Raw genomic sequence first — 25091 nt, 5'->3', positions numbered from 1 at the left:
AAAGTACTACATGAGCACATCGCATAAAAACCTACATTCAAAATTATCTTTAGGCGGATTATTGATTACATTGGGAATAATATATGGCGACATTGGGACATCCCCTCTATATGTTATGAAAGCCATTCTTGGTGAAAGTATTATTAATGCAGATATTGTTTTAGGAGGAATCTCAGCAGTCTTTTGGACCCTTACCTTACAAACTACCATAAAATACGTTATCATTACTTTAAGCGCAGATAATCATGGTGAAGGCGGAATCTTTGCTTTGTATGCCTTAGTTAAAAAAACAAAAATTCAATGGTTAATCGTTCCCGCCATTATTGGTGGTAGCGCACTACTTGCAGACGGAATCATTACCCCGCCCATTTCTGTGTCCTCTGCAGTGGAAGGAATAAAAACCTATTACCCTCAAATAAACACAATTCCTATTGTTATTGGTATCCTATTCGTACTATTTAGCATTCAACAATTTGGAACAAAATTAGTAGGTAAGTTTTTTGCTCCCATGATGCTTATCTGGTTTAGCATGCTTGGAATCCTTGGTTTGATCCAAATCACAAAGCATCCTGAAGTTTTTAAAGCATTTAACCCTTACTATGCTTATCATTTATTATCGATTCACCCAGACGGATTTTTCGTTTTGGGTTTTGTATTTCTATGTACAACAGGTGCCGAAGCATTGTATTCAGACATGGGACACTGCGGAAGGAAAAATATTCGAATCAGTTGGATTTTTGTAAAAACTACTTTGGTCTTAAATTATTTTGGACAAGCGGCTTTTTTAATCCATCATGAAGGAGAGACACTGAAAACCTTAGGAGGACCAAACGGTAATCCGTTTTATTTGATTATGGCAGACTGGTTTCAACCTGTCGGTATTGTAATTGCGACTCTTGCCGCTGTTATTGCTTCTCAGGCCCTTATTAGTGGTTCATTTACATTGATAAATGAAGCCATGCGATTAAATTTTTGGCCAAAAGTAAAAATAAAATATCCTACTGAACTAAAAGGACAATTGTACATCCCTTCAATAAACTGGCTGTTGTTTTTTGGGTGTGTTGGAATAGTTTTGCATTTTGAGGAATCTGGAAACATGGAACATGCCTACGGTCTAGCCATAATCTTGTGCATGATAATGACTACTATTTTACTTAATTTCTATTTAATCATGAAACGAGTAAAATTATATTTTATCATCCCCCTAATCACAACCTATCTATTGATTGAATTTAGTTTTCTAGTGGCTAATATCACAAAATTTTCAGAAGGTGGTTATGTAACATTAATTATTGCGCTAGTTTTAATTTCGATTATGACTATCTGGTATTTAGCCAAAAAAATCAACAAGAGTTACACAAAAATTGTAAAAATTGAAGATTATAAAAAAGTATTGACCGAATTAGGTGCCGACCTTTCGATTCCAAAATATGCGACCCACTTGGTTTATATGACCAATGCCAATCGTGTGGATGAAATTGAAGAAAAAGTAATGTATTCCATTTTGCAAAAAAGACCAAAAAGAGCCGATATCTATTGGTTTGTTCACGTGAACATATTATCTGAACCCTATAAAACCGAATATAAAGTAACGGAAATCATTAAGGATGATTTATATCGCGTCGACTTTAATTTAGGGTTTAGAGAGCCTACAAAAATAAACCTGATGTTCAAGGAAGTTATCAAGGATATGGTGAAAAAAGGAGAGGTAGATATTACAAGTAGATATGAATCTTTGAGTAAAAACAATATAATAGGTGATTTCAAATTTGTTTTGTCTGAGAAATTCCTTTCAAATGATAGTGATTTAAGATGGCATGAAAAAATAATTATGAACTCTTACTTCTTTATTAAGAAACTAAGTTTGTCTGAAGAAAGAGCCTTTGGACTTGACAGTAGTTCTGTAAAAATAGAACAATTCCCTATGGTTCTTCACGCTCCTGAAAACATTGGTTTAACAAGAGTTAAGTAACTATTCCCGTTTAAAAATTTCAAAAACACTGCTCTAATAGCAGTGTTTTTTGTTTTAAAAAAATATAAAACCAACATTCATTATTTAAAATTTAACTTTCGACCAATTAATAGTACCTTTGCACCTCAATTATTTAAAATGAGATTACACAGAAATTTAGTTTATACCACCATTGATTCCCTAAATGCAATATTTAACGAAGGGGAATATGCAGATAAAGTGGTTGCAAGAGCCTTAAAAAAAGACAAACGTTGGGGAAGCTCTGATAGAAAATTTGTTGCCGAAACCATCTATGAAGTAGTACGATGGAAAAGATTATATGCTGAAATTGCAGAAGTAAAGGCACCGTTTGACAGAGACAATATCTGGAGAATGTTTTCAGTATGGGCTGTATTAAGAGGATATCCAATCCCTGATTGGCGTCAACTAGAAGGAACACCAGAAAGAAAAATAAAAGGTCGCTTTGATGAATTGTCAAAAGTGAGAGCCCTTAAAGAATCTATTCCAGATTGGATGGATGAATTAGGAGTAAAAGAATTAGGTGAAAAAGTTTGGGCTAAAGAAATTACAGCACAAAACCAACCCGCCAAAGTTATCCTAAGAGTTAATACGCTAAAAACGACTAAAGCGGAATTAAGAGCGATCTTAATGGACTTAGACATTGATACTGATTTACTAAAAGATCAACCTGATGCTTTAGTACTTAAAGAAAGAGCTAATGTTTTTATGACAGACGCGTTCAAGAAAGGTTTCTTTGAAGTTCAAGATGCTAACTCGCAACTTGTGGCTGCTTTCCTTGATGTTAAGCCAGGAATGCGCATTGTAGATACATGTGCAGGTGCAGGTGGTAAAACATTACATATCGCTGCTTTAATGGAAAACAAAGGGCAACTGATTGCAATGGATTTATATGAAAGTAAATTAAAGCAGTTAAAAATAAGAGCCAAACGTGATGGCGCATTCAATATTGAATACCGTATCATTGATAGCACAAAAGTAATTAAGAAATTACACCAAAAAGCAGATCGTGTATTAATCGACGCGCCTTGTAGTGGACTTGGAGTTCTTAAAAGGAATCCTGATGCTAAATGGAAATTACAACCTGAATTTATTGACAATATCCGTAAGATACAATCAGAAGTTTTAGAAAGTTATTCTAAAATTGTAAAACCAGGAGGAAAACTAGTATACGCAACCTGTTCTATATTACCTTCTGAAAATCAAGATCAAATAGCTAAGTTCTTAACTACTGATATTGGTAAAGAATTCAACTTCATTAAAGATCAAAAAATTCTGGCTTCAGAATCTGGTTTTGATGGTTTTTATATGGCTCTTTTAGAAAGAAAAGAAGAAATCAATAAAGTTGAAGGTTTAAAGTTGAACTAACTAATACAGTTAAGTTTAAAGTTTCAAATCTACAATTCACAAAAAAGTCCTCGGAAATCGAGGACTTTTTTTATGCCATTAATTTTTTAGCTCATAATCTTTTCCAACTTTAAACTTTTTAAACTTTAAACCTTTTTCTAGTCGTTCATCGAGATTAAAAACTCTTCATTATTCTTAGTTTGTCTGAAACGGTCATTTATAAAACTCATTGCTTCAACAGGATTCATATCTGCAAGGTATTTTCTCATGATCCACATTCTCTGCAAGGTTTTTTGATCTAATAATAAATCATCACGTCTTGTACTAGAAGAGGTTAAATCAATTGCTGGGAAGATACGTTTATTAGCGATTTTTCTATCCAATTGTAATTCCATATTACCGGTACCTTTGAATTCTTCAAAAATAACTTCATCCATTTTAGAACCAGTTTCTGTCAGTGCAGTTGCAATGATGCTCAAAGACCCACCATTTTCAACATTACGGGCAGCTCCAAAGAATCGTTTTGGTTTCTGTAGCGCATTAGCATCTACTCCCCCACTCAATACTTTACCTGATGCAGGTTGTACCGTGTTGTATGCTCTCGCCAATCTCGTGATAGAATCTAAAAGAATCACAACATCGTGACCACATTCCACTAATCGTTTTGCCTTTTCAAGCACGATATTAGCAATCTTAACGTGTTCTTGAGGTTCTCTATCAAAAGTAGAAGCAATAACTTCTCCACGCACGCTACGTTGCATGTCTGTAACTTCCTCTGGACGTTCGTCAATCAATAAAACAATAAGATAAACTTCAGGATGATTAGCAGCAATCGCGTTAGCAATTTCTTTCAGCAACATGGTTTTACCCGTTTTTGGCTGAGCCACAATCATACCACGTTGTCCTTTTCCTATTGGAGAAAACAAATCAATAATACGAGTTGAAATCGTACTTTGTCTTGCCGCCAAATTAAATTTCTCTGATGGAAAAACAGGTGTTAAATGTTCGAATGAAACTCTATCACGAACGACCTGAGGGTCATGTCCGTTAATTTTCAATACTTTTACTAATGGAAAAAACTTTTCCCCTTCTTTAGGAGGTCGTACCACACCCTTAACTGTATCTCCGGTTTTAAGTCCGAATAATCTGATTTGAGATGTTGATAAATAAATATCATCTGGTGACGCTAGGTAATTATAATCTGAAGAGCGTAAGAAACCATAGCCATCTGGCATCATTTCAAGAACGCCTTCACTTTCTATTATTCCGTCAAATTCAAAATCAGAATCCCTAAAATTACTTTTCTTACTTTTAAAATTTGGGTTTTGATTTTGTTTATTTAACTGATTTGGATTTACTTTTTTTACAGGCGCAGCGACTTCTTGCGTTTCAGCAGCATCATTTGCAACAACCTCTTCAGTTTCTTTGTTGAGTTCCTTTGCTTCTTCTTTATCCTTTTTTAAAGCAATTTTCTTTTCGTATGCTGATTTATTAAACTTAATAATCTTGCCTACTTTTTTTTCTGACACTGAAGATTCATTTCCTGATTCAGCCTCATTCACAGCTTCTACTTGAGCTTGAACTTCTGCAGGAACATCAATCTTAGCTTCAAGATCTGTGTCTACTGGAGCTTCCCCATTATTAGAAGGACTAATTTTTGCTTTTTGAATGGCCGCTTTTTTAACGGGAACGATACGAGCTCTTTTAGGCTTATCGTCCTCGGCAATGGATTCCATTTTTAAATCTAAAGCTGGCTCAACTCTAGTTGTTTGATGTTCTAAAATCTGACCTATTAAGGTTTCTTTTTTAACACCGTTAAACTTTATGGTTTTAGCTGCTTTAGCTATAGCTTGAAGCTCAGAAAGCTTCATTTCTTTTAATGCAAAAATATCAAACATGAATGTTCTATTGGTTTAATTAATTTGGATAATACTAAAAAGATAGGTAGTAACTATATCATTATGAATTGACCGCAGTATGAAGTGCTTACGGTACTCTTATGCAATAATACGAATAAAATTTAATGATACAATAGTATTTTAAAAAAAGAAAATATATTTTTGTCAAACAAAATTAACAAAATGATACAAAGAATTCAGACGATATATTTATTTCTTGCTTTTGTAGTGACAGGAATATTACCTTTTTTATTTCCGCTTTGGACCATGAGCGACGGAAAGGAATATTTTTTTATGCAAAATCAGTTTTATGTTATACTTTTGGGTTTAAGCACTACGATTTCAATTGTAAGTGTTGTTTCCTATAAAAAAAGACAAAATCAATTTGTTATTGGCAGATTGAATATAATTTTAAATTTAATTTTATTGGGATTATTTGTATATCGTTCACTAAACTTATCTGGAGAAACAGTTCTTGTTTCTGAGAAAGGTATTGGGATGTTTCTTCCTATTGTTGCTATCGTATTATTAGTATTAGCTAATAAGGCCATCAAAAAGGACGAAGATCTTGTAAAATCTGTGGACAGATTGAGGTAGACCCATAACATTAGTTTATTAGTGCGAAGAGAACCCGAATGTAAATTCGGGTTTTTTTGTGCCCATAACTGAGAATAGCGCAACAAATAAAACTATTTAAGTAAATTATTGTCCTTTTTTTTCTAATTTTGGTCTAATCCCCTACGGCATGAAAGATAAAATACGAATACACCTTGCAGATGATCATCAAGTACTAATAGACGGTATGCGTACGCTGCTAAATACGGTCCCTAATTTTGAGGTCATCGGGTTTTCTTTAGACGGCACCAACCTTTATGATGAAGTAATCAACAATAAGGCAAATATTCTTATTCTGGACATTAGCATGCCAAAAAAAGACGGAATAGAAGTAATTAAAGAGTTTACAAAAAAAGGGTATCCGTGCAAAGTAATAATCCTATCTAGTTATGATGACTTAAAGATTATTCAGGAAGTCATGAAATTAGGCGTGAGCGGTTATTTGACTAAACAATGTGCTGGAGAAAATATTGTGGAAGCTATTCAAGCTGTTTCTAACGGAGAAGAATATTTTTGTAATACTGTTAGAGAAAAAATATTCAATACCGCAACAAAAAACAATTCAAAATTAAACAAGGAAAATTCAATCGTAGATTCCATTTTAACGGGGAGAGAACTTGAAATTATCATTTTAATTGCATTAGAGCATAGCGGAAAAGAGATTAGTGAGAAATTGTTTATCAGCACTAATACCGTCGAAACGCACCGTAAAAACATCATGAAAAAGCTAAAAGCAAAGAACACAATCAGCTTGGTTAAGTTTGCTCTTAAAAACAAATTGATTAAATCATAAGTTTATTTATTTTTCATAATCTGTAGTTGTCTATGCTTTTAAAAAACAAACCGTTATTAATTCTTTTATTACTGCTTACTGCTTGTACTAGTATATTTGCTCAATCTAATCTAGTTGACAAACAAAAGATAGCAGATATAATTCGTGAAGCAACGCTTCTGATGAAAGAACAGAAATACGAGAAATCATTAATAAAATCACGAATTGCCTTAACAAAATCAATCCAAATTAATGATGATTACTTAATAGCAAGTTGTTATAATACTATTGCAGCTAATTTTGATGAGTTAAGTGAATTCGACAAAGCTTTTTTCTACTATCAAAAAGGACTTGTATATGCTAACAGAACCAACAATAGCGAATTAAAAAACTGGCTCTACAACAATCTAGGAAACATCTATTGTTTTGATAAAAAAGAATACAAAAAAGGGATTTACTACTATAAAAAGTCACTTGATTATAGCAAAAGAATTGGCGATTCAGTACAAATTGTTTTTACAAATCTGAATATAACTTGGGCTTATTTTGACATTGGCGATTTCAACTCAGGCGCCCCGTACCTCGATTTTGTCAATAAATACCATCCTAAATTTGGCGACGAATCAACAATTGTTGCCTTAAATATGCTTAATGGAATGTATTATGGCTACAGAAACGAACCTAAAATAGCCACTTCTTTCTTTGAAAAAGCCATCTTACTGGGGGAAAAAGGAGACGAAAAATCAGATCTATCATTTACACATCAGGAATATTCTAAGTTTTTATTGAAAAATGGCGACTTTGAAAAAGCATATCAAAATTTAGCAGCCTATAATACCATCACAGCAAACCTTAATTATGAAGAGAAGGTAAAAAAAATCAATGTCGCTGGAATCAATCTCCAATTAGATGAATACAAAAGAGAGGTTGATAATATCGAGACAAAATACAAAACCAAAGAGCAGCTACTGATAGAAAAACAGACCAAGAACAAGCAAATAAGCGTTATTATTATCTCATTACTGCTATTAGCCATTATCCTTTTCTACTTTTTCTTTCAAAATACAAAACTGAAACAAAAAAACAAGCTCAGCGAAATCCAAAGTAAAATTCAGGAAAATATCATTAATGCATCCATCAATGGTCAAGAGCTGGAACGAAAAAAAATTGCCAACTTCTTGCATGACAACATCAGCGCTTTACTATCATCGGCAGGTTTACATTTGAGTGTATTTAGTTCGAAGAATACTATCGAATCAGAAGAAATAGTAAAAACAAAAGCCATCTTAAAAGAAGCCCATGATAAGGTACGCGATTTGTCCCATGAACTTTTACCTTCATTGCTGGCGCGTTTCGGCCTCTTTTATGCGCTTAATGATTTGTGCGAAAAAAACTCAAATTCCAGTATCCAGTTTGAATATTCAAGTACAATCGATGAAAAAACACGATACAATGTTGAATTTGAAATGAAAATGTATTTTATGATAACGGAGTTGTTGAATAACATCAATAAACACAGCGGGGCCAAAAACACAACCCTTAGCTTACAGCAAGTAAACGATCAATTACTAATTCATGTTTGGGATAACGGAACAGGCTTTGACACTAACAAATACAATACTATTGAAGGTTTTGGGCTGAATCAAATTAATGCCAGAATAAACAATATGAAAGGGGAGCTAGTTGTACAGTCCAAACTAAATTCAGGAACATCAATACACATTAAAGTTCCTATTTCACATCTTGCATAGCTAGACTCGTTTTTCAATTTCAATAATCTCCAAGTCTTTTATTTTGTCTCCCTCTATTACAAAGCGCAACATGGTGCGTACCTGATGAAACCCACTTTTTCCGCAAGCTCCGGGGTTCATATGCAACAGATTATGCTTCTTATCAAACATAACTTTCAAAATATGCGAATGCCCACAAATAAATAATTTGGGTGGATTTGCAGCCATCTCCGCTTTTATAGCAGGATTGTATTTCCCTGGATACCCACCAATATGCGTAATCCATACATCAACCCCTTCACACATAAAACGATTGTGAAGCGGAAACTCTAAGCGCGCTTTGGCATCATCAATGTTTCCATAAACCGCACGCAGCGGCTTTAGTTTTTTTAAAGTATCAGTCACGGTTAAATCGCCAATATCTCCGGCATGCCACACCTCGTCCGCCTGAGCGACATATTTCAATATGGTATCATCAATGTGACTGTGTGTATCAGAAAGCAAAAGAATTTTTTTACTCAAAATTTTATGTTATTTTTTTGATTTTAGTGGGCTTCGATTTTAATTTTAAGGAGCTAATCCAGCTATCCGCTTGTATTTTTTTATTTTTTTAAAGACAAAAAATAAAAAGGATAACACTTCTATCTGGGCTAGGAATTTTGGTAAAATTAGACATTCCGACTCCAAATAAAAAATAAATTTCAGCCCAAAAAAAGCTTGCTTTTGGTTGATATAGTCTTCTAAAGCTTATGGCAAACCTCACTTCAGTTCGAGTGATTTTTAAAGTTACGTATAATAATATCCTATAAAAATAATGTCCCGCTTTAAAAATTATATCGAGAACAAGCAGTTAAACAAAAGATCCCGATACATTTTGGCTATAGATTCCCGTAACTAATCACATTCTATCAGCCAAAACACTCGAACAAAGGAGTCGTGAATGACAGCGAAATAGTTACAAAAATAGTATGACTTTGGCTCTACTTGAAAAAAATTAAATAAGTATCTTTGTGCCATTAATTGTGTAAACATGATTTCCTTAAGCGCAATCTGATTGTGAAGTAAAAAGAGGGAAATCTGAAAGTTCAAATGAGGTATTTTATAAAATTAGCATATAACGGAACCCTATACCACGGCTGGCAATACCAACCGAATGCGGCGTCAGTTCAAGAAACACTGAACAAGGCTGTTTCTACCTTGCTCAACTCAGAAATCAGTGTTATGGGAGCCGGACGTACAGATACTGGTGTTCACGCTAAGCAAATGTATGCTCATTTTGATTTTGAAACTCCTTTTGACGTGCCGAGTTTAGTTCATAAACTCAATTCTTTTTTACCAAAAGATATTACGGTTTACGATATTATTGCCGTTGCAGACGAAGCTCATGCCCGTTTTGATGCTTTAAAGCGAACCTATGAATACCATGTCAACACTTTTAAGGATCCATTTTTGCAAGAGCAGAGTTGGTACTTTCATCAAAAATTAGATGTTGAACTGATGAATAAAGCGGCAGCGCTGTTGTTTAATCACATCGATTTTCAATGTTTCTCGAAGGTAAACACGGACGTAAATACCTTTGATTGCACGATTTTTGAAGCGAACTGGAAACAAAACAACAACCAACTCGTATTTACGATTTCGGCCAATCGTTTTTTGAGAAATATGGTACGTTCTATTGTGGGAACATTAGTAAACGTAGGGCTAAACAAGATTACACTTGATGATTTTAATACCATCATCCTAAATAAAAATAGAGATAAAGCGGGGTTTTCAGTACCAGCTCATGGTTTATATCTGACTGAAATAGAATACGATTATATTAGCTCATAAGAGAAAATCCTTTGTACCTAGTGATTAGTACTTAGCACCAAGGACTTTAAAATAAATACATCCATAGCCCTGATGGCAATGGAAATCCTTGAGCGCCGGGGTTCGGCGGTCAAGATTGTAATGAACAGCAGGATTAAGCTCCTGAAAAAACTGAACTAAATTCAGCTTAAAAAAAATGAAAGCAAAAGCATTCGACACCCGATTATTCAAACGAATATTACAATATACTAAGCCATATCAATGGCGTTTTAACGGCGTAATTATATTTGCCATCTCCTTATCCGTATTTGCTGCGTTGCGTCCGTATTTACTGAAGCAAACCGTAGACGGATACATCCAAACCGAGGATGCCAAAGGCTTATTATACTACATCACCTTGATGGGTATAGTGCTGTTGTGCGAAGTATTCTCCCAGTTTTACTTTGTTTTTTGGGCGAACTGGCTAGGACAAGACATCGTAAAAGACATTCGAATCAAATTATTCAAACACATCTTGAGTTTCAGAATGAAATATTTTGATTTGGTACCGGTTGGTCAACTGGTAACCCGATCTGTATCGGATATCGAATCAATTGCGCGTATTTTTAGTCAGGGTTTATTTATGATTATCAGTGACTTAATGAAAATGGTGGTGGTGCTGTTTTTCATGTTCTACATGAACTGGCAATTGACTTGGATTGTGATTGTGGCGATGCCTGTTTTAGTGTTTATAACGAGAATATTTCAGCGTAAGATGCAAGTGGCTTTTGAGGACGTTAGAAACCAAATTTCAAACATGAATTCCTTTGTACAGGAACGAGTGACGGGAATGAAGATTGTGCAACTGTTCAACAGGGAAGAAATTGAAGCCAATAAATTTAAAGAGATCAATGACAAACATAAAAAGGCGTGGATAAAAACAATTCTTTACAACTCCATTTTCTTTCCCATTGCTGATATTATTTCCTCGCTAACCCTTGGTTTTATTATCTTTTATGGCGGAATCAAGATACTGAATGGCGATAATTTCACCACTTTTGGAGATTTGTTTTCGTACACGATGTTTATAGGGATGTTATTTAATCCTTTGCGCCAGATTGCTGATAAGTTCAATGAGATGCAACTAGGAATGATTGCTGCCAATCGTGTTTTTGCCATTATCGACACACAAGATCAAATTCAAGATACAGGAACCGTTGAAGCGCCTATATTCCTTGGAAATATTCAGTTCAAAGACGTCCGTTTCAGCTATATTCCTGATGAAGAGGTGATAAAAGGAATCGATTTAAATGTAAAAGCGGGAGAAACTGTTGCTATCGTAGGTTCTACAGGTGCTGGAAAATCTACTATTATCAATTTACTAAACCGTTTTTATGAAATTAATAGCGGTACCATTTGTATTGATAATGAAAATATTGAAAACTATACTTTGGGATCACTGCGCAAGCAAATTGCGGTGGTACTGCAAGACGTATTCCTATTTGCTGACACTATTTTCAACAACATAACGTTGAACAACTCTACAATTACTAGAGAAGATGTTTTGGCTGCGGCCAAGGAAATTGGGGTACATGACTTTATTATGAGTTTACCGGATAATTATGACTTTGATGTAAAGGAACGCGGCGTAATGCTGTCTTCAGGACAACGTCAATTGATTGCTTTCTTGAGAGCTTATGTGAGTAACCCTAGTATTCTTATTCTGGACGAAGCGACTTCTTCGATTGATACTTATTCTGAAGAATTGATACAACGTGCTACGGAAACTATAACCACAGGAAGAACCTCGATTGTAATTGCCCACAGACTCGCAACTATAATCAATGCTGATAAAATTGTGGTAATGGATAAGGGATTAATCGTGGAACAAGGAACACATCAGGAATTGATCAATAAAGAAAACGGCTATTATAAGAACCTGTATGATTCACAGTTTTCAGTAGCTAATTAGGTTTTGGGTTATGGGTTATGGGTTTTGGGGGTTGGGTTTTGGGTGTTAGGTTATGGGTTATGAGAAGTAATTAACTTATATTTGAAATCGTCGTAAAAGGTTATAAATTAAAGAACAGAAGGGTTTAGCTTTTTAATTAAAGTTGAACCCTTTTTATATAAATATTTAAAACTGATTGAGGATTACTACTGGTTCATGGACTTTTCACAATTCACTTCTCACTACTCACTTTTCACAATTCACTTCTCACTACTCACGATTCACGATTCACTTCTCACTTTTACCCAACTCCACCCCTCCTTTTGCCCCACTACCCTCGCTTTAAACTCATTCTTAAACCTCACTTTTTTAATCTTTAAAACTTTGTTCCTCCTAATCTTTCCCAAAACAGAATAAATTCTTAAATTCGCCAAATCAATTAATTTAGAAAAACGTGTAAAAATGAAATACGATATCATTGTTTTAGGAAGTGGACCAGGCGGATATGTTACTGCCATTAGAGCATCGCAATTAGGTTTTAAAGTAGCCGTGATTGAAAAAGAAAGCTTAGGTGGTGTATGCTTGAACTGGGGTTGTATCCCTACCAAAGCATTATTAAAATCAGCACAGGTTTTTGATTATCTAAAACATGCTTCTGATTATGGATTGACTGTTTCATCATTTGACAAAGATTTTCCTGCCGTAGTACAACGCAGTAGAACCGTTGCTTCAGACATGAGTAAAGGAGTTCAGTTCTTGATGAAAAAAAATAAAATCGACGTAATTAATGGTTTTGGAAAACTAAAACCAGGAAAAAAAGTTGATGTTACTGACAAAGACAATAAAGTTACAGAATATAGTGCAGACCATATTATCGTTGCTACTGGAGCTCGCTCTCGTGAATTACCAAGCTTGCCGCAAGATGGCGTAAAAGTTATTGGTTACCGTCAAGCAATGACTTTACCTACACAACCAAAATCGATGATCATCGTAGGTTCTGGGGCAATAGGTGTCGAATTTGCACATTTTTACAATTCAATGGGTACTGAGGTAACTATTGTAGAATTTATGCCAAACATTGTTCCTGTTGAAGACGAAGACATTTCGAAACAAATGGAGCGTTCAATGAAAAAATCTGGAGTAAAAATCATGACCAACTCTTCTGTTGAGAAAATTGATACTACTGGAGCAGGTGTAAAAGCATTTGTAAAAACGGCCAAAGGAGAAGTAGTCCTAGAAGCAGACATTTTACTTTCAGCTGTTGGAATTAAAACTAACATTGAAAACATTGGACTGGAAGAAGTAGGAATCGCTACTGACAGAGATAAAATTCTTGTAAACGCATACAACGCAACTAACATTCCTGGATACTATGCCATTGGTGATGTTACACCGGGACAAGCATTAGCTCACGTAGCTTCTGCTGAAGGAATCAACTGTGTGGAGAAAATTGCAGGAATGCATGTAGAGCCTATCGATTACGGAAACGTACCGGGTTGTACTTATGCCACTCCTGAAATTGCTTCTGTAGGTTTAACTGAAAAACAAGCTAAAGAAAAAGGATACGAATTGAAAATTGGTAAGTTCCCTTTCTCAGCATCAGGAAAAGCAAAAGCTTCTGGAACACCAGACGGATTTGTAAAAGTAATTTTTGATGCCAAGTATGGTGAATGGTTAGGATGTCACATGATAGGTGCAGGAGTAACTGATATGATTGCTGAGGCAGTTGTAGCTCGTAAACTGGAAACTACAGGACATGAAATCCTAAAAGCAATTCATCCTCACCCTACAATGAGTGAAGCCGTTATGGAAGCAGTTGCTGACGCTTATGGCGAAGTAATACATTTGTAAAATAATCAACATGTAAAGACGCACTGAAGTGTATCCCTACAACAATTACATCAATCCGATTTGTGAAAGCAAGTCGGATTTTTTTATGGGCGTGCCCCAGCTTCCACTCCGTTCCAGCAGCGTCAGGCTGTACATTGCAATCTTTTATTTCGTTGCACTACATAAAAGGATTTCCACTGCCATCCTTCACGCGAGCACCACACACCACTTCTATTTTCAACACTCACTTCTCCCTTTTCATACTCTCTTTTTCTTACCTTTAAAACCAGAAAATCAGCACACTACGAACTGGACAGCAAAACTCATCGTACACAAGACATAAAAACGTATAGCCGTATATTTTGAAAAAAATGCCGACTTAATATCCCGTATCAAACAAGTAGACGGAGCAAGATGGAGTCAACAAAAAATGCTTTGGCATATTCCTGACACGATAGAAAACAGAGAACGTTTCAACATAGCACCACTCTCCCACTCTTTACCATCAATGGAGGGAATAGAGCAAATTGAGAAATTCAAGCAATGGCTGCGCTCTAAACGCTATAGCCAAAGCACCATTGCAACTTATAGCGAAGCCTTGAAATCTTTCCTGGTCTTCTATAGAGAAAAACCAGTTGCCAAAATCACAAATGAAGACGTGATTATATACAACAACGACTATATATTGAAGAACAAGCTTTCGGCCTCGTATCAAAATCAGATTGTTCACCCCGTTGGATAAAAAATCGAACCTATGTATTACTACGTTTATGTTATGTTAAGTGAAAAAGATAATCAGTTTTATACTGGTTACACCTCCGATTTAAAAAAGAGGTTAAATGAACATCTATCAGCTAAAGTGCAATCTACTAAATATAGATTGCCTCTAAAATTAATATATTTTGAAGGATGCATAAACCAACAAGATGCTACCAGGAGAGAGAAATATTTAAAATCCGGAAATGGAAAAATATATCTTAGAAACCGAATGCGTCATTTTTTTTATCCTACGGGGTAAATGCAATAAAATTATTTTTTATGACGGTCAGAGAAACCAAAATGGAAGTTGATAAAATTCACCGTCCCAAAAGGGCCAAAGTTTTACCTAATGTATTAAGTAAAGAAGAAATAAAACTGATCTTGAACGCACACAGCAACATCAAACATAAATCAATGCTAAGCATGATTTACAGTTGCGGGTTACGCAGAAGTGAACTTTTAAATTTAAAATTCTCAGATATTGATTCGAAAAGGAATATTGTGCTGCTAAAGAATGCTAAAGGAAAAAAAGATAGAATTACACCTCTGAGTCCAATGATATTAACAATGCTTCGTGAATATTATATCGCTTACAAACCAAAAACCTGGCTTTTTGAAGGACAAGCTCCTGGACAACCCTATTCTGAAAAAAGCCTGCAAAGTATTTTAAAGCAAGCATTACAAAAAACAGGAATCACAAAGCCTGTCACTTTAAATTGGTTGCGGCACAGTTATGCAACTCATCTACTAGAAAGCGGCACTGATTTGCGCTATATTCAGGAATTATTAGGACATAATAGCAGTAAAACTACTGAAATATACACTCACGTTAGTACGAAAAGCCTGCAACAAATAAAAAGCCCCTTTGATGATTTGTAAGAAATAAAGTAATATATTTGATTGGACAAAACGAAACGAAACTTCACATATACACCGAAAAAAGGGTAGATTGGCGAAGTTTTATTTCGTCTATATACAAGTTGGCAGATATTTTAGAAAAAACCGAGAGAAAACAAAAAGAAATAGATAATAATTTATATGGAAGCATCATTAAAGCTAATTAAACTTCAACTACAGAATATACAAACTCGCTTAATTTGGACAATTAACCAAATACCGAATGCCAATAATACACTTTATGAAATTTCAAATTTAAAAGAATTACGAGTAATAATAAGTGAATTAGAATCAATGGGACTTTTTGAAAGCGTCACTAAAATTCTATTAGACTCAGCAATTTTTACAACTTCAAATGATACTATTAGAGTTCAAGCTAATGAAAATTCGCTAATATCAATCCAATTAAATCTTTTAAAAAGTTTAATTGAAAATTTTTATGAAGTCTTAAAAAGCACCGTTCCAGAAGAAAGTATTGACTCAATAAATATAAAATTACCTCCTGTAAATGACTTTGATGAGCTTTCGAAAGTATCTCGAGAAATCCACGTTGGATTAACACAAGTAATATTTAACGAAGAAGTAAATGGACAAACTAGAATTATTAGTGTTGAAAATGGTTCTATATGGCTCAATGTTTTAGTTGGAACAACCGCTGTAACTGTCATAGCCAGTTTAGTTTGGTCAGCTGCAGTGATTTTCAAAAAAATTCAGGAAGGAAAATTATTAGAAGAACAAGTCAGAGGATTAAAAGTTAAAAATGAAAGTTTAGAAGATATATTAAAAGCACAAAAAGCAGAAACAAATTTAATGATTCAAGCTGAAGCCGAACACTTGAATTCTGAACATTTTAAAGTCAATGCACCCGAAAATATTCAAAAAATAAAAAACTCGATTACAATTTTTGCTGAATTAATCGGTAAAGGTGCAGAAATACATCCAGCATTGGTCGCACCAGAAAATGTATCAAATTTATTTCCAGACCCGACTAAATTAATAGGATTAGAATCTAAAATAAAAAGACTTACAGTTCCAAGTGCAAACTAATACAAAACATCTGCCAACCACCATTTTGAGCTAGCTGGAGTTTAGTGGAATTATCGTTTCGCATCAACTTTTCTGCAAAGCCGAAAGTTGAAAGGTTACGAACCACACACCATCTCAAAGCGGCAAGACGTTATGCGACATTTACCCACAGAAACCAAAAAAGTATGAAATTAGAACAATGGGTTTTATTTATCGATATGCTCGGTTACCGCGAAATTAACGGTGAAATCAACAACGATAAGTATGCTAATGATTTTCTTGATTTTATGAAATCAAATGAGAAGATTTTTAATGACCAAAATAATCCCGAAATTAAAAATCTTTATCAAAGTGAGTCTTTTGATTTGTACAAATATTATGAAATCCAAACAACTTTCGTTTCAGATTCGTTAATTATTAATTTTAAACCAAAAGAATTTGAAGAGATTCTTTCAGAGCAAATTCGGATGATGCATTCAGCGAACACTCTATTTATAATTATGAATCGACTTCAAACATACATATTTAATTGTTTAAAAGAACACGGAATATTAGTGCGAGGTGGAATATCCAATAAGTATTGTTTAATACGTGATAATTATGCTGTCGGTGACGGAGTGATTGATGCGTATTTTAATGAGTCAAAACGAGCTGTAAATCCTAGAATTGTATTAAGCCAAAACATCACAGACAATACACAATTCATTAAAGCATTCAATTTCATCTCGAAACAAATTTATGATCGAGATACATTTTTAAGAGTTGATGATGATGGGGTTTATTATTTAGATTATTTGAAATACAATATTAGAATTGTATTTACTACAATGCTTGGGAATTTGGATGCTTTAAAGACAGTTAATGGATTTCTTGTAGTACACAGAGATATAATTAAACAAAAGATAATAGATATTGATCAACAGATAAATCTTGAAAGTGACGAGGAAAATTTGAAAGTATTAAACAAAATAAAGTCTAAAATTATTTGGCTTAAAAATTATCACAATGAAAGTATGAAAGAAGCAATTCCAGAACTAGAAATTTAATATTAAAACGTCGCATAACAGCGGTTTTGCAAGATTGCGAATTTTCTGCTAAATTCAAGTTCACGTTTCGCAAGAACATTTATCTTAGCGGAAAGTAATCAATTACGCAGTTCGCAACCTTGCAAAGCCACATAACGTTATGTGCAAGCTTACCAAAAAATGAGAAAATCAGTATTCATATTATTACTCTTTATTAATTCGATCTATAGTCAAGATAAATCGAATGGATTAAGCATTAGTGGAAATCTAAAAGTTCTTTTTGGACTTGAACTTATTACGCCAAAAAGCATATTATTAGAACTTAGGCCAAATCTCAAAATTGCTGATATTGATAGTTTAGGAAACTACAAATTCGAAAATTTAAAAAGCGGAGTTTATAAGATTAAAGTTATCGATTTCAATATAAAACCAAAAGAATTTGAAGTTGAGATAAAAGATAAGTCGATTACCAATTTCGATTTACTTGTAACCTCAGATTGCGAAATAAATAAAGAGATTGCCGAAATCGATATTAAACTAAAGAAACCAAGATTGCTACTAATTGGGAGTATTGCTCCAATAATTTATCATAATCAAGGTGAATTTGAGAAAAAGTATAATATAGAATACTATGATTTTGGTTGTATGCCTCCAAATGAAGAATGTGTAATTCAATACAATAAAACTGTTTTTAATTATCTAGACAAAAAATATGGTCGGAAATGGCGTAAAGAAGTTCGAAAAGACGTTATTGGAATAAATTAAAGCCAGCACATAACAGCTGTTTTGAGTTAGCTGGAGTTTAGTCGAATTACCGTTTCGCATCAAGTTTTCGTTAAGCCGAAAACTGAGCGTTTACGAACTTCCAGCCATCTCAAAGTGGCGAAACGTTAGCACTAACCAACAATCGAATCGGGAAAAAAATATGAATAAAATTGAGTTTACAGATATAAATAGATTCTTAACTTCACTAGGTACAATCTTCATTGGTCTAGCATTTTTATTACCGTGGTTTATTATTCAAAATAATTCTGTAGTCCTAATTGATGAAGAAAAAATAAAAAAACTGACACCAATTGCAAAAGAGATTATTCAAAATCAGCAAAATACGCTCTTGACAGTTAATAATTTATTTCCCATTATATCTTCGACTTTAGTCCTTACTGGCTTTCTTATGCTTTTTTTAGGATTGTATAGATGGAACAAACGGCAACTTATAACAGACAGAATTCAAGATGAAGAATTAAAATCAAAGGAGTTTCAAAATTTAAGTACTGAAATGAAGAGAGAAATAATTGCTGATGATATTAAATTAGCTGATGATATCGAACTGAATGATGACGAAAATGATTTAAATATTGATGAAAATTTAAACCAAGATATTGATAACTACTTAAATATAGAAAATCGAATTTACTTACAATTGGCCGAATTTTACAAGCGTGAATACTCTCCTTCACAAAACATTAAAATCGGAAATTTTAATTATGACGTAATCTTAAAGAGTAAAGATATTTCATTAAGATCAGATAAAATAATCGAGATAAAGTTTTATAAAAACACAATTTCAATTGAAAACTTAAAAGAGGCTGCAACTCAATTAACTCTTTCGTCCAAGTATTATGAAAAAACTTTTAAAAGACGCAGTGCCCCTACTCTTTTAGTTATATATTCTGGTAATGAGTATCCACTTAGTTTATACCAATATCGTAAAACTATAAGAGAGTACTGTAAAACACTAAATAAGTTAGTTAATATAAAATTTATAGCAGAAGATAAAATTGATACTTATAAACCAGAAAATTTATTAAAAAATTACATAAAAGGCTAGTGCTAACACACGTCTTGTGCCATTTGCGAATTTTGTGGAATTATCGTTCCGCATCAAGTTTTCGTTAAGCCGAAAATTGAGCGGTTACGCACTTCCAGCCATCTCAAAGCAGCAAAACGTTGTGCAACATTTAAAAAAACACGTCAATCTTAAAATGAACAAATGAAAAAAATCCTTTTATTACTATTAGTTTTAGTTAGCCTACAAACACAAGCCCAAAAAATCACACCAGAAAATTATTATGAGTATTTTGTAAAATTTTTGCCTGGTAATAAATTGACAACAGCTTGGGTTAACAAATACGAAGTTGCCCAAATCTTAGAAGAAGAGATGAAAAAAGCTGGTTTTGAGTGGATTTCGACATTTAGATTAATAAAGATTAGTGATGGAGAATATGTTACTGCAATTTGTTTTTCCGAAAAATCAAAAGTTGGTTTTCTATATGAAGGAAGTCATGCAATGCCAGATATTAAAAGGAAAAGCTTGAAAAGCATGTACAAAGAAAATACTGGAAATGATTATGCCGAAAAAATTGTTCCGCTAGAAGGCGATTCTCAATTTATTAAAATTAAAGAAATTCCTAACAATTTCATTATTGTAAAAGAAGGTCCGTATTGGTATCAATTTACAGAAAAGCCTCAGACAGAAAAAACTTTGGTAGACAAACAAACAATATTAGAAATTTTACGAAGTGATATCAAATCCATGATTTCTACATTAAAAAAATAAACGTTGCATAACCTCCATTTTTAAATAGCTGGAATTTAGTGGAATTACCGCTTCGCATCATATTTATTCAAAGCCGAAAATTGAAAGGTTACGAACCACACACCATCTCAAAGTGGCAAAACGTTAGCAAACAGTTTAAGACAAACACAAGTAAAAAAGCTTAAAAATGAAAATAAGTTATAAAAAAAGAAATAAGAATTTCAATCTAATTTTCGGGTTGATGTGGTTAGTTTGGTTTTTTATCCTAATTCTAACAACAGATAAACCGAATTGGACTGATTATGGTTGGATTGTAATTTCTGCAATGTATTTGAGTTTGTATTTTTACCAAAGGCAAAATAAATATTTAACAATTGAACACGGATTTATAAAAGAGAATAGTCCATTTGGAAAGAAAATAAATCTAACTGATATAAAGCAAATCAAAAAATTTGCTGGAGATTATATCATAAAAACAGAAAAAACTAAATTGACAATCAATACACAAATAATCGACCCGAATTCACTTACTGAATTGAAAAACGAATTGGATAAACTGAACGTCGAATGGAATTAAAAACCGATTTGCTAACCGCCATTTTGAGCTAGCTGGAATTTAGTGGAATTACCGCTTCGCATCATATTTATTCAAAGCCGAAAATTGAAAGGTTACGAACCACACACCATCTCAAAGCGGCAAAACGTTGGCAGTAATTATAAATCGTAATGACGAATTCAATAACTTAATGCAACAAAAGAAAATAAAGAATGGATAATATTAGTTTATTGGTTATTGTAACTTCAATTTCGCTGTTCATTTCATTGTTTCTTGCCTTTTTTCTATTTAGCATTAAAACAAAACAAAAGACAAGCAATGCTCTTTTTGCTATTTTTTTAATTTTAACGGCAATAGATGTTAGTGGACCTTTGCTAAGTTTAGTCGTTCAAAAACCTTCAAATCTAGGAATGCTTAGAAATACATTTGCATTCTTACAAATTCCTGTTTTTTATCTGTATGTCTTATCTGTTTGCTATTCAGATTTTAAGCTTAAACCCAAATATTTAGTACACCTGCTTCCATTTTTGATTGGAAATGTTATTTTATTACCTCGTTTTTACTCCGTAAATGAAGTATCTAAAATTAATTTTCTTCAAAATCGTCAAAGTATATTTGAACTGCAATTCAATCACATTCTTTTTCATACTCAAATCGTTGTTTATCTTATTGCAGTTTTTATGCTATTGCGAAAAACAAAAAAATTATACCTTGAAAATTATGCAGGAGCCAATATTAATTCCTATCAGTGGTTGTTCCAGTTTACAACAGCACTGACAATTTTATATTTGATTGCTCTTGTAAAAAACATTTTTAAATTTTCGGAATATGAATACATCTCTGAAGGGATCAATAGTGGACTCCTAATTTTTCAATTGTTTATTACTTGTTGGTATTTATTGAAAGCATTAAACAATCCAGGTTTGTTTCGAAATATCGATTCAAAATTAAAATTGGTTTCTGATATTATTCTGGAAGATAAAGACAGCGAGTCTTTGGCAGGAAATGAAAAAAAGCAAGAGGATACGTTATTGAAATTAAAACAGTTTATGATTGCCGAAAAACCCTTTCTAAATCCTTCTCTAACCATTCAAGATATTTCAAATACAATTCAAATCCCAACTCGGGAGTTATCCATTTTAATCAATCATGAATTAGATCAGCATTTTTATGATTTCGTTAATTCTTATCGAATAGAACATGCTATGGAAATTTTAAAAGACAATACAAAAAGTAAGGTAACTATTTTAGAAATTCTTTATGAAGTGGGCTTTAATTCGAAATCTTCTTTTAATACGGCTTTTAAAAAACACACAGGTAGCACACCAACTGATTATCGTAAAATATTGTATAACAATGTTTTGTAACTATTCGTACTTGTTGTTTTATTTACTCGTACTTATTTTTTAAAACAAAAGCGTTCGAATACATCCACTCGGTCGCCTAGTCTTGATTTCTATCTCAAATTTGTATCGAAATAATTTTTTAACTTAAAAATACGATACCATGAAAAACCCTTTTTATTTACTACTTCTTTTAGTAACGATCTCGAGTGGCCAAACAAGTCATAAAGCATCGACAAAAAAAACAGATTACAACTTTCTTACCGACAGCTTAAACATTAACCCACAATTAGAAAAATACAAACTTCCCGGATTTAGTGTTGTTGTTTTTGAAAACTACGAGATCGTTTATTCTGAGCAATTTGGTGTAAAATCGGTAAATTCCAAAGAAAAGATAGATAAAAACACTGCTTTTTCAACGGCATCAATTTCAAAACCTATTACAGCTCTACTTTGTTTTATGCTTGAAGAAAAAGGCTTAATTAATTTAGATGAGCCCATAGACAAATACTTAAAACGTTGGCATTTGCCAAAAAGTAAGTTTACTGAAAATAATAGTCCAACTTGGAAACAATTTCTGAATCATACAGCTGGTACAAGTCAAGGTGGTTTTGAAGACCATTATGACGGAGAAGCTATTCCAACACTAAAGCAAAGTCTTTTAGGGCAAATACCGAGATATGATAAAGAAATAGAATTTTTGTTTACACCTGGAACTAGCTGGCAATACAGCGGTGGTGGTTATACCATTATTCAAATGGCATTAGAAGACACTTTTAATAAACCTATTGCAGTGCTTGCATCAGACTATATTTTTTCTCCTATTGGCATGAACAATACAACAATGATACAGCCTAATGAAAATGGATTTCTAACTAATGTGGCTCTTGTTCATGATAAAGACGGAAAAGTGATTAAAACAGGAATGCCAATTATTCCACAAGTTGCACCATCAGGAATGTGGTCTACACCAACGGATTTGGCTAAACTGGCTATTGAAATGCAAAATGCTTTACGTAATAAAAACAATAAAGTAATTTCTAATACTTTGGCAAAAAAAGTAACAGCAGTAACGGCGTTACAAAATGCTGTTGGCGGCTGGAGCTATGGATGGCAAAAGTCTTTCGGTTACAATAACTATGATTGGTTTTTGTGTAACGGTTCTAACACTGGAGTGGGTGGTACTTTGGGAGCTACTATGACAGGTGGAAATGGCTTTGCATTTCTTGCCAATGGTGAAAAACCTAATCGTTTCCCTGTAATGAGTCACACGCAAAAAACAATTCTACAACTGATGGACTGGAAAGGAAAAACATTTAATGATGAAATTCAGGAAATACCTTTAACTCTAAAAGAAAAACTGATTGGTACTTATGATGATTTTCTTTATGGTCAGGGAGTTGAAACCAAAATAGTAGAAAAAAATAACCGTCTCTATGTAGAATCTCAGCTTTTGGAACATTTTAAAGGAAAAAATGATAATGAGTTGGTCTATCTAAAAAATGGATTATTTAGAATTATCGATTATCCTAACTTGTTACAATTTGAGTTTGACCAAGGGAAGCCAAATGCTGTAATCTTAACAAGGGATAATTTGAATAGCAAAGTTCCATTAATTGCTATTGAAAAATAACTACTGCCAACAGCGGTTTTAAGAAATTGGGCTTTTAGGGAGTTTAAAGTTTGTTTTGTACTTTTGATTTTCGGTGTTTAATCGAAAGTTTCGGGCTTACAAATCCCCAACTTCTTAAAGCCGCAAAACGTTGTACGTAAGTAACCAAAAAACAACTGAATTCAAAAATATGGAACCAAATAATCATAAAATCATAGAATCTGTAATTGTAGTTGTAGCCTATATCCTGTTGAGAATAATATCGAGCAAACTGATTGATAGAACTATGACAAAAAAGATAGTTCAAAAACAAAGAGGGAAAATTATAAAAAAAGCACTAAATCTAATTTATTTTTCAATTTTTTCAATTTTTATTCTATTAATTTGGGGAGTTGACCAAAAGGAATTAGCTTTATTTATTAGTACAGTGCTTACTGTTATTGGAATCGCATTGTTCGCTCAATGGTCAATTCTATCAAATATAACCTCAAGTATAATTATATTTTTTAATCACTCAGTTAAACTTGAAGACACAATCACCATAATTGACAAAGATTATGAAGTTGAAGGAAGAGTTAGTGATATAGGTCTATTTTTTGTTATTCTCAAAACAAAAAAGAATCGGAGGAAATATCCATCCCAAACAATGTATTTATTCAAAAAATGATAAAAAAGAAAATCAATGCATAACAAAATAATAATCTTGAAATTATATCAATTGACATTGAAGATTTAATATTGTCAAAAAGTACAAATGAAATCATATCTTGCAAGACTTATTTTTTAACTCCTAAAAAGAAAATGAAATCAAATTTGTTTACTGATTATGGAGTTTTTAAAGAACGAATATAAAAATACTGTGCCTAACAGCTACTACAACGGATATGGGCAACTGGCTTAATGAAAAGTTGGTTTTGTGTTTCAAAGTTCAGTCTTTTACCGAAAATATAGCTTGATATAATCCCAAACCCGTTGTAGTAGCGGAACGTTATGAGTTATTAGTACTCGTGCAACAATCAATAATAAAACTAAAATTGTATGAAAAAAAATATTATAATGTTCTTTTTTCTTTTAGTAAGTATGTCTTTGAGCGCTCAAAGCGCAGGGAATTTACAAGGAAAATGGATTTTTAAGAAAGCTTTAAATAAAGAAGTTGATGATCTCGGCAGACAAACCTTAAAAGCAGATATAATTAATAAAATGACTTTTGAGTTTAAAAGTAATAGCGAATTTAATGCTTTTGCATTTGGCCAAAATATGAAAGGAAAATGGTCGTTTAATGAAAAAACAAAATTGATTACTTTAATTACTCCTGAAAAAGAAGAACTTAACCTTTTAATTCTAAAGCTAAACGAAACCGAAGTAATATTGAAACTTGGATTGGGAGAATTTCTAATGAAAAAAATCTAACAC

General features: G+C 33.2%; 23 protein-coding genes. 21 read left to right on the top strand and 2 right to left on the bottom strand.

Going from position 1 to position 25091, the window contains the following annotated elements; all coding sequences use genetic code 11:
* The first annotated feature begins 10 nt into the window (after positions 1-10).
* Both AAC069_RS13815 and AAC069_RS13810 read left to right on the top strand, forming a co-directional pair.
* On the top strand, positions 11-1972 hold the full coding sequence (locus tag AAC069_RS13815) for a KUP/HAK/KT family potassium transporter (RefSeq protein ID WP_339921049.1): 1962 nt from the start codon (positions 11-13) through the stop codon (positions 1970-1972).
* Between the two features lie 138 nt (positions 1973-2110).
* Positions 2111-3358, top strand: coding sequence for a methyltransferase domain-containing protein (locus AAC069_RS13810; RefSeq protein WP_339921048.1), 1248 nt, complete (start codon positions 2111-2113; stop codon positions 3356-3358).
* A gap of 137 nt (positions 3359-3495) precedes the next feature.
* On the opposite strand, the gene rho is transcribed toward AAC069_RS13810, so the two are convergent.
* On the bottom strand, positions 3496-5235 hold the full coding sequence (gene rho / locus AAC069_RS13805; RefSeq protein WP_339921047.1) for a transcription termination factor Rho: 1740 nt from the start codon (positions 5233-5235) through the stop codon (positions 3496-3498).
* Positions 5236-5418: 183 nt separating this feature from the next.
* On the opposite strand from rho, the gene AAC069_RS13800 reads away from it, so the two are divergent.
* The 3 genes from AAC069_RS13800 to AAC069_RS13790 all read left to right on the top strand — a co-directional run bounded on the left by AAC069_RS13800 (position 5419) and on the right by AAC069_RS13790 (position 8373).
* Positions 5419-5832 carry a DUF4293 domain-containing protein gene (locus AAC069_RS13800; protein WP_339921046.1) on the top strand — a complete coding sequence of 138 codons (414 nt, stop codon included), beginning with the start codon at positions 5419-5421 and terminating at the stop codon, positions 5830-5832.
* Positions 5833-5980: 148 nt separating this feature from the next.
* Positions 5981-6643, top strand: coding sequence for a response regulator transcription factor (locus AAC069_RS13795; protein WP_339921045.1), 663 nt, complete (start codon positions 5981-5983; stop codon positions 6641-6643).
* Between the two features lie 32 nt (positions 6644-6675).
* Positions 6676-8373 (top strand): ATP-binding protein, encoded by a 1698-nt coding sequence (locus tag AAC069_RS13790; RefSeq protein WP_339921044.1) that lies wholly within the window; start codon positions 6676-6678, stop codon positions 8371-8373.
* On the opposite strand, the gene AAC069_RS13785 is transcribed toward AAC069_RS13790, so the two are convergent.
* Positions 8374-8874 carry a metallophosphoesterase family protein gene (locus tag AAC069_RS13785; protein ID WP_339921043.1) on the bottom strand — a complete coding sequence of 167 codons (501 nt, stop codon included), beginning with the start codon at positions 8872-8874 and terminating at the stop codon, positions 8374-8376.
* 567 nt (positions 8875-9441) lie between these two features.
* Between AAC069_RS13785 and truA the strand changes: the two genes are divergently transcribed.
* The 16 genes from truA to AAC069_RS13705 all read left to right on the top strand — a co-directional run bounded on the left by truA (position 9442) and on the right by AAC069_RS13705 (position 25088).
* Positions 9442-10182, top strand: a complete 741-nt coding sequence (gene truA, locus AAC069_RS13780; RefSeq protein ID WP_339921042.1) for a tRNA pseudouridine(38-40) synthase TruA — start codon at positions 9442-9444, stop codon at positions 10180-10182.
* Between the two features lie 175 nt (positions 10183-10357).
* Positions 10358-12112 carry an ABC transporter ATP-binding protein gene (locus tag AAC069_RS13775; RefSeq protein ID WP_339921041.1) on the top strand — a complete coding sequence of 585 codons (1755 nt, stop codon included), beginning with the start codon at positions 10358-10360 and terminating at the stop codon, positions 12110-12112.
* A 441-nt stretch (positions 12113-12553) separates the two neighbouring features.
* Entirely contained in the window at positions 12554-13942 is a 1389-nt protein-coding gene (gene lpdA / locus AAC069_RS13770; RefSeq protein WP_339921040.1) for a dihydrolipoyl dehydrogenase, read from the top strand.
* A 409-nt stretch (positions 13943-14351) separates the two neighbouring features.
* Positions 14352-14663, top strand: coding sequence for a site-specific integrase (locus tag AAC069_RS13765; protein WP_339921039.1), 312 nt, complete (start codon positions 14352-14354; stop codon positions 14661-14663).
* Between the two features lie 12 nt (positions 14664-14675).
* On the top strand, positions 14676-14939 hold the full coding sequence (locus AAC069_RS13760) for a GIY-YIG nuclease family protein (RefSeq protein ID WP_339921038.1): 264 nt from the start codon (positions 14676-14678) through the stop codon (positions 14937-14939).
* Between the two features lie 20 nt (positions 14940-14959).
* On the top strand, positions 14960-15559 hold the full coding sequence (locus tag AAC069_RS13755; protein ID WP_339921037.1) for a tyrosine-type recombinase/integrase: 600 nt from the start codon (positions 14960-14962) through the stop codon (positions 15557-15559).
* A gap of 159 nt (positions 15560-15718) precedes the next feature.
* On the top strand, positions 15719-16624 hold the full coding sequence (locus AAC069_RS13750) for a hypothetical protein (protein WP_339921036.1): 906 nt from the start codon (positions 15719-15721) through the stop codon (positions 16622-16624).
* A gap of 164 nt (positions 16625-16788) precedes the next feature.
* Entirely contained in the window at positions 16789-17649 is an 861-nt protein-coding gene (locus AAC069_RS13745; protein WP_339921035.1) for a hypothetical protein, read from the top strand.
* 159 nt (positions 17650-17808) lie between these two features.
* The gene (locus tag AAC069_RS13740) at positions 17809-18393 is read left to right on the top strand and encodes a hypothetical protein (RefSeq protein ID WP_339921034.1); all 585 of its coding nucleotides are present in this window, start codon (positions 17809-17811) and stop codon (positions 18391-18393) included.
* 160 nt (positions 18394-18553) lie between these two features.
* Positions 18554-19459, top strand: a complete 906-nt coding sequence (locus AAC069_RS13735) for a hypothetical protein (RefSeq protein WP_339921033.1) — start codon at positions 18554-18556, stop codon at positions 19457-19459.
* A gap of 162 nt (positions 19460-19621) precedes the next feature.
* The gene (locus AAC069_RS13730) at positions 19622-20188 is read left to right on the top strand and encodes a hypothetical protein (RefSeq protein WP_339921031.1); all 567 of its coding nucleotides are present in this window, start codon (positions 19622-19624) and stop codon (positions 20186-20188) included.
* Between the two features lie 166 nt (positions 20189-20354).
* Entirely contained in the window at positions 20355-20744 is a 390-nt protein-coding gene (locus tag AAC069_RS13725) for a hypothetical protein (RefSeq protein ID WP_339921030.1), read from the top strand.
* A gap of 191 nt (positions 20745-20935) precedes the next feature.
* Positions 20936-22090: a helix-turn-helix domain-containing protein gene (locus tag AAC069_RS13720; protein ID WP_339921029.1), complete on the top strand. Its 1155-nt coding sequence runs from the start codon at positions 20936-20938 to the stop codon at positions 22088-22090.
* A gap of 139 nt (positions 22091-22229) precedes the next feature.
* Positions 22230-23699 carry a serine hydrolase domain-containing protein gene (locus AAC069_RS13715; protein WP_339921028.1) on the top strand — a complete coding sequence of 490 codons (1470 nt, stop codon included), beginning with the start codon at positions 22230-22232 and terminating at the stop codon, positions 23697-23699.
* Between the two features lie 169 nt (positions 23700-23868).
* Positions 23869-24345: a mechanosensitive ion channel domain-containing protein gene (locus tag AAC069_RS13710; RefSeq protein WP_339921027.1), complete on the top strand. Its 477-nt coding sequence runs from the start codon at positions 23869-23871 to the stop codon at positions 24343-24345.
* Between the two features lie 371 nt (positions 24346-24716).
* Positions 24717-25088, top strand: a complete 372-nt coding sequence (locus AAC069_RS13705; protein ID WP_339921026.1) for a DUF4923 family protein — start codon at positions 24717-24719, stop codon at positions 25086-25088.
* Positions 25089-25091 lie beyond the last annotated feature (3 nt).

It is taken from the genome of uncultured Flavobacterium sp. (assembly GCF_963974175.1).
Taxonomy (GTDB): domain Bacteria; phylum Bacteroidota; class Bacteroidia; order Flavobacteriales; family Flavobacteriaceae; genus Flavobacterium.
Note: the sequence above shows the minus strand (reverse complement) of the source record. Positions and strands in the feature narration are given on the sequence as shown.

Excerpts from the sequence above, each read along its gene's own strand:
- AAC069_RS13755 (WP_339921037.1), top strand. The coding sequence starts at position 14,960 with ATGACGGTCAGAGAAACCAAAATGGAAGTTGATAAAATTCACCGTCCC.
- AAC069_RS13735 (WP_339921033.1), top strand. The coding sequence starts at position 18,554 with ATGAATAAAATTGAGTTTACAGATATAAATAGATTCTTAACTTCACTA.
- AAC069_RS13715 (WP_339921028.1), top strand. The coding sequence starts at position 22,230 with ATGAAAAACCCTTTTTATTTACTACTTCTTTTAGTAACGATCTCGAGT.
- truA (WP_339921042.1), top strand. The coding sequence starts at position 9,442 with ATGAGGTATTTTATAAAATTAGCATATAACGGAACCCTATACCACGGC.
- AAC069_RS13795 (WP_339921045.1), top strand. The coding sequence starts at position 5,981 with ATGAAAGATAAAATACGAATACACCTTGCAGATGATCATCAAGTACTA.
- rho (WP_339921047.1), bottom strand. The coding sequence starts at position 5,235 with ATGTTTGATATTTTTGCATTAAAAGAAATGAAGCTTTCTGAGCTTCAA.
- AAC069_RS13775 (WP_339921041.1), top strand. The coding sequence starts at position 10,358 with ATGAAAGCAAAAGCATTCGACACCCGATTATTCAAACGAATATTACAA.
- AAC069_RS13800 (WP_339921046.1), top strand. The coding sequence starts at position 5,419 with ATGATACAAAGAATTCAGACGATATATTTATTTCTTGCTTTTGTAGTG.
- AAC069_RS13815 (WP_339921049.1), top strand. The coding sequence starts at position 11 with ATGAGCACATCGCATAAAAACCTACATTCAAAATTATCTTTAGGCGGA.
- AAC069_RS13810 (WP_339921048.1), top strand. The coding sequence starts at position 2,111 with ATGAGATTACACAGAAATTTAGTTTATACCACCATTGATTCCCTAAAT.
- AAC069_RS13705 (WP_339921026.1), top strand. The coding sequence starts at position 24,717 with ATGAAAAAAAATATTATAATGTTCTTTTTTCTTTTAGTAAGTATGTCT.
- AAC069_RS13790 (WP_339921044.1), top strand. The coding sequence starts at position 6,676 with ATGCTTTTAAAAAACAAACCGTTATTAATTCTTTTATTACTGCTTACT.
- AAC069_RS13730 (WP_339921031.1), top strand. The coding sequence starts at position 19,622 with ATGAAAAAAATCCTTTTATTACTATTAGTTTTAGTTAGCCTACAAACA.
- AAC069_RS13720 (WP_339921029.1), top strand. The coding sequence starts at position 20,936 with ATGGATAATATTAGTTTATTGGTTATTGTAACTTCAATTTCGCTGTTC.
- AAC069_RS13750 (WP_339921036.1), top strand. The coding sequence starts at position 15,719 with ATGGAAGCATCATTAAAGCTAATTAAACTTCAACTACAGAATATACAA.
- AAC069_RS13725 (WP_339921030.1), top strand. The coding sequence starts at position 20,355 with ATGAAAATAAGTTATAAAAAAAGAAATAAGAATTTCAATCTAATTTTC.
- lpdA (WP_339921040.1), top strand. The coding sequence starts at position 12,554 with ATGAAATACGATATCATTGTTTTAGGAAGTGGACCAGGCGGATATGTT.
- AAC069_RS13710 (WP_339921027.1), top strand. The coding sequence starts at position 23,869 with ATGGAACCAAATAATCATAAAATCATAGAATCTGTAATTGTAGTTGTA.
- AAC069_RS13760 (WP_339921038.1), top strand. The coding sequence starts at position 14,676 with ATGTATTACTACGTTTATGTTATGTTAAGTGAAAAAGATAATCAGTTT.
- AAC069_RS13745 (WP_339921035.1), top strand. The coding sequence starts at position 16,789 with ATGAAATTAGAACAATGGGTTTTATTTATCGATATGCTCGGTTACCGC.
- AAC069_RS13765 (WP_339921039.1), top strand. The coding sequence starts at position 14,352 with ATGCTTTGGCATATTCCTGACACGATAGAAAACAGAGAACGTTTCAAC.
- AAC069_RS13740 (WP_339921034.1), top strand. The coding sequence starts at position 17,809 with ATGAGAAAATCAGTATTCATATTATTACTCTTTATTAATTCGATCTAT.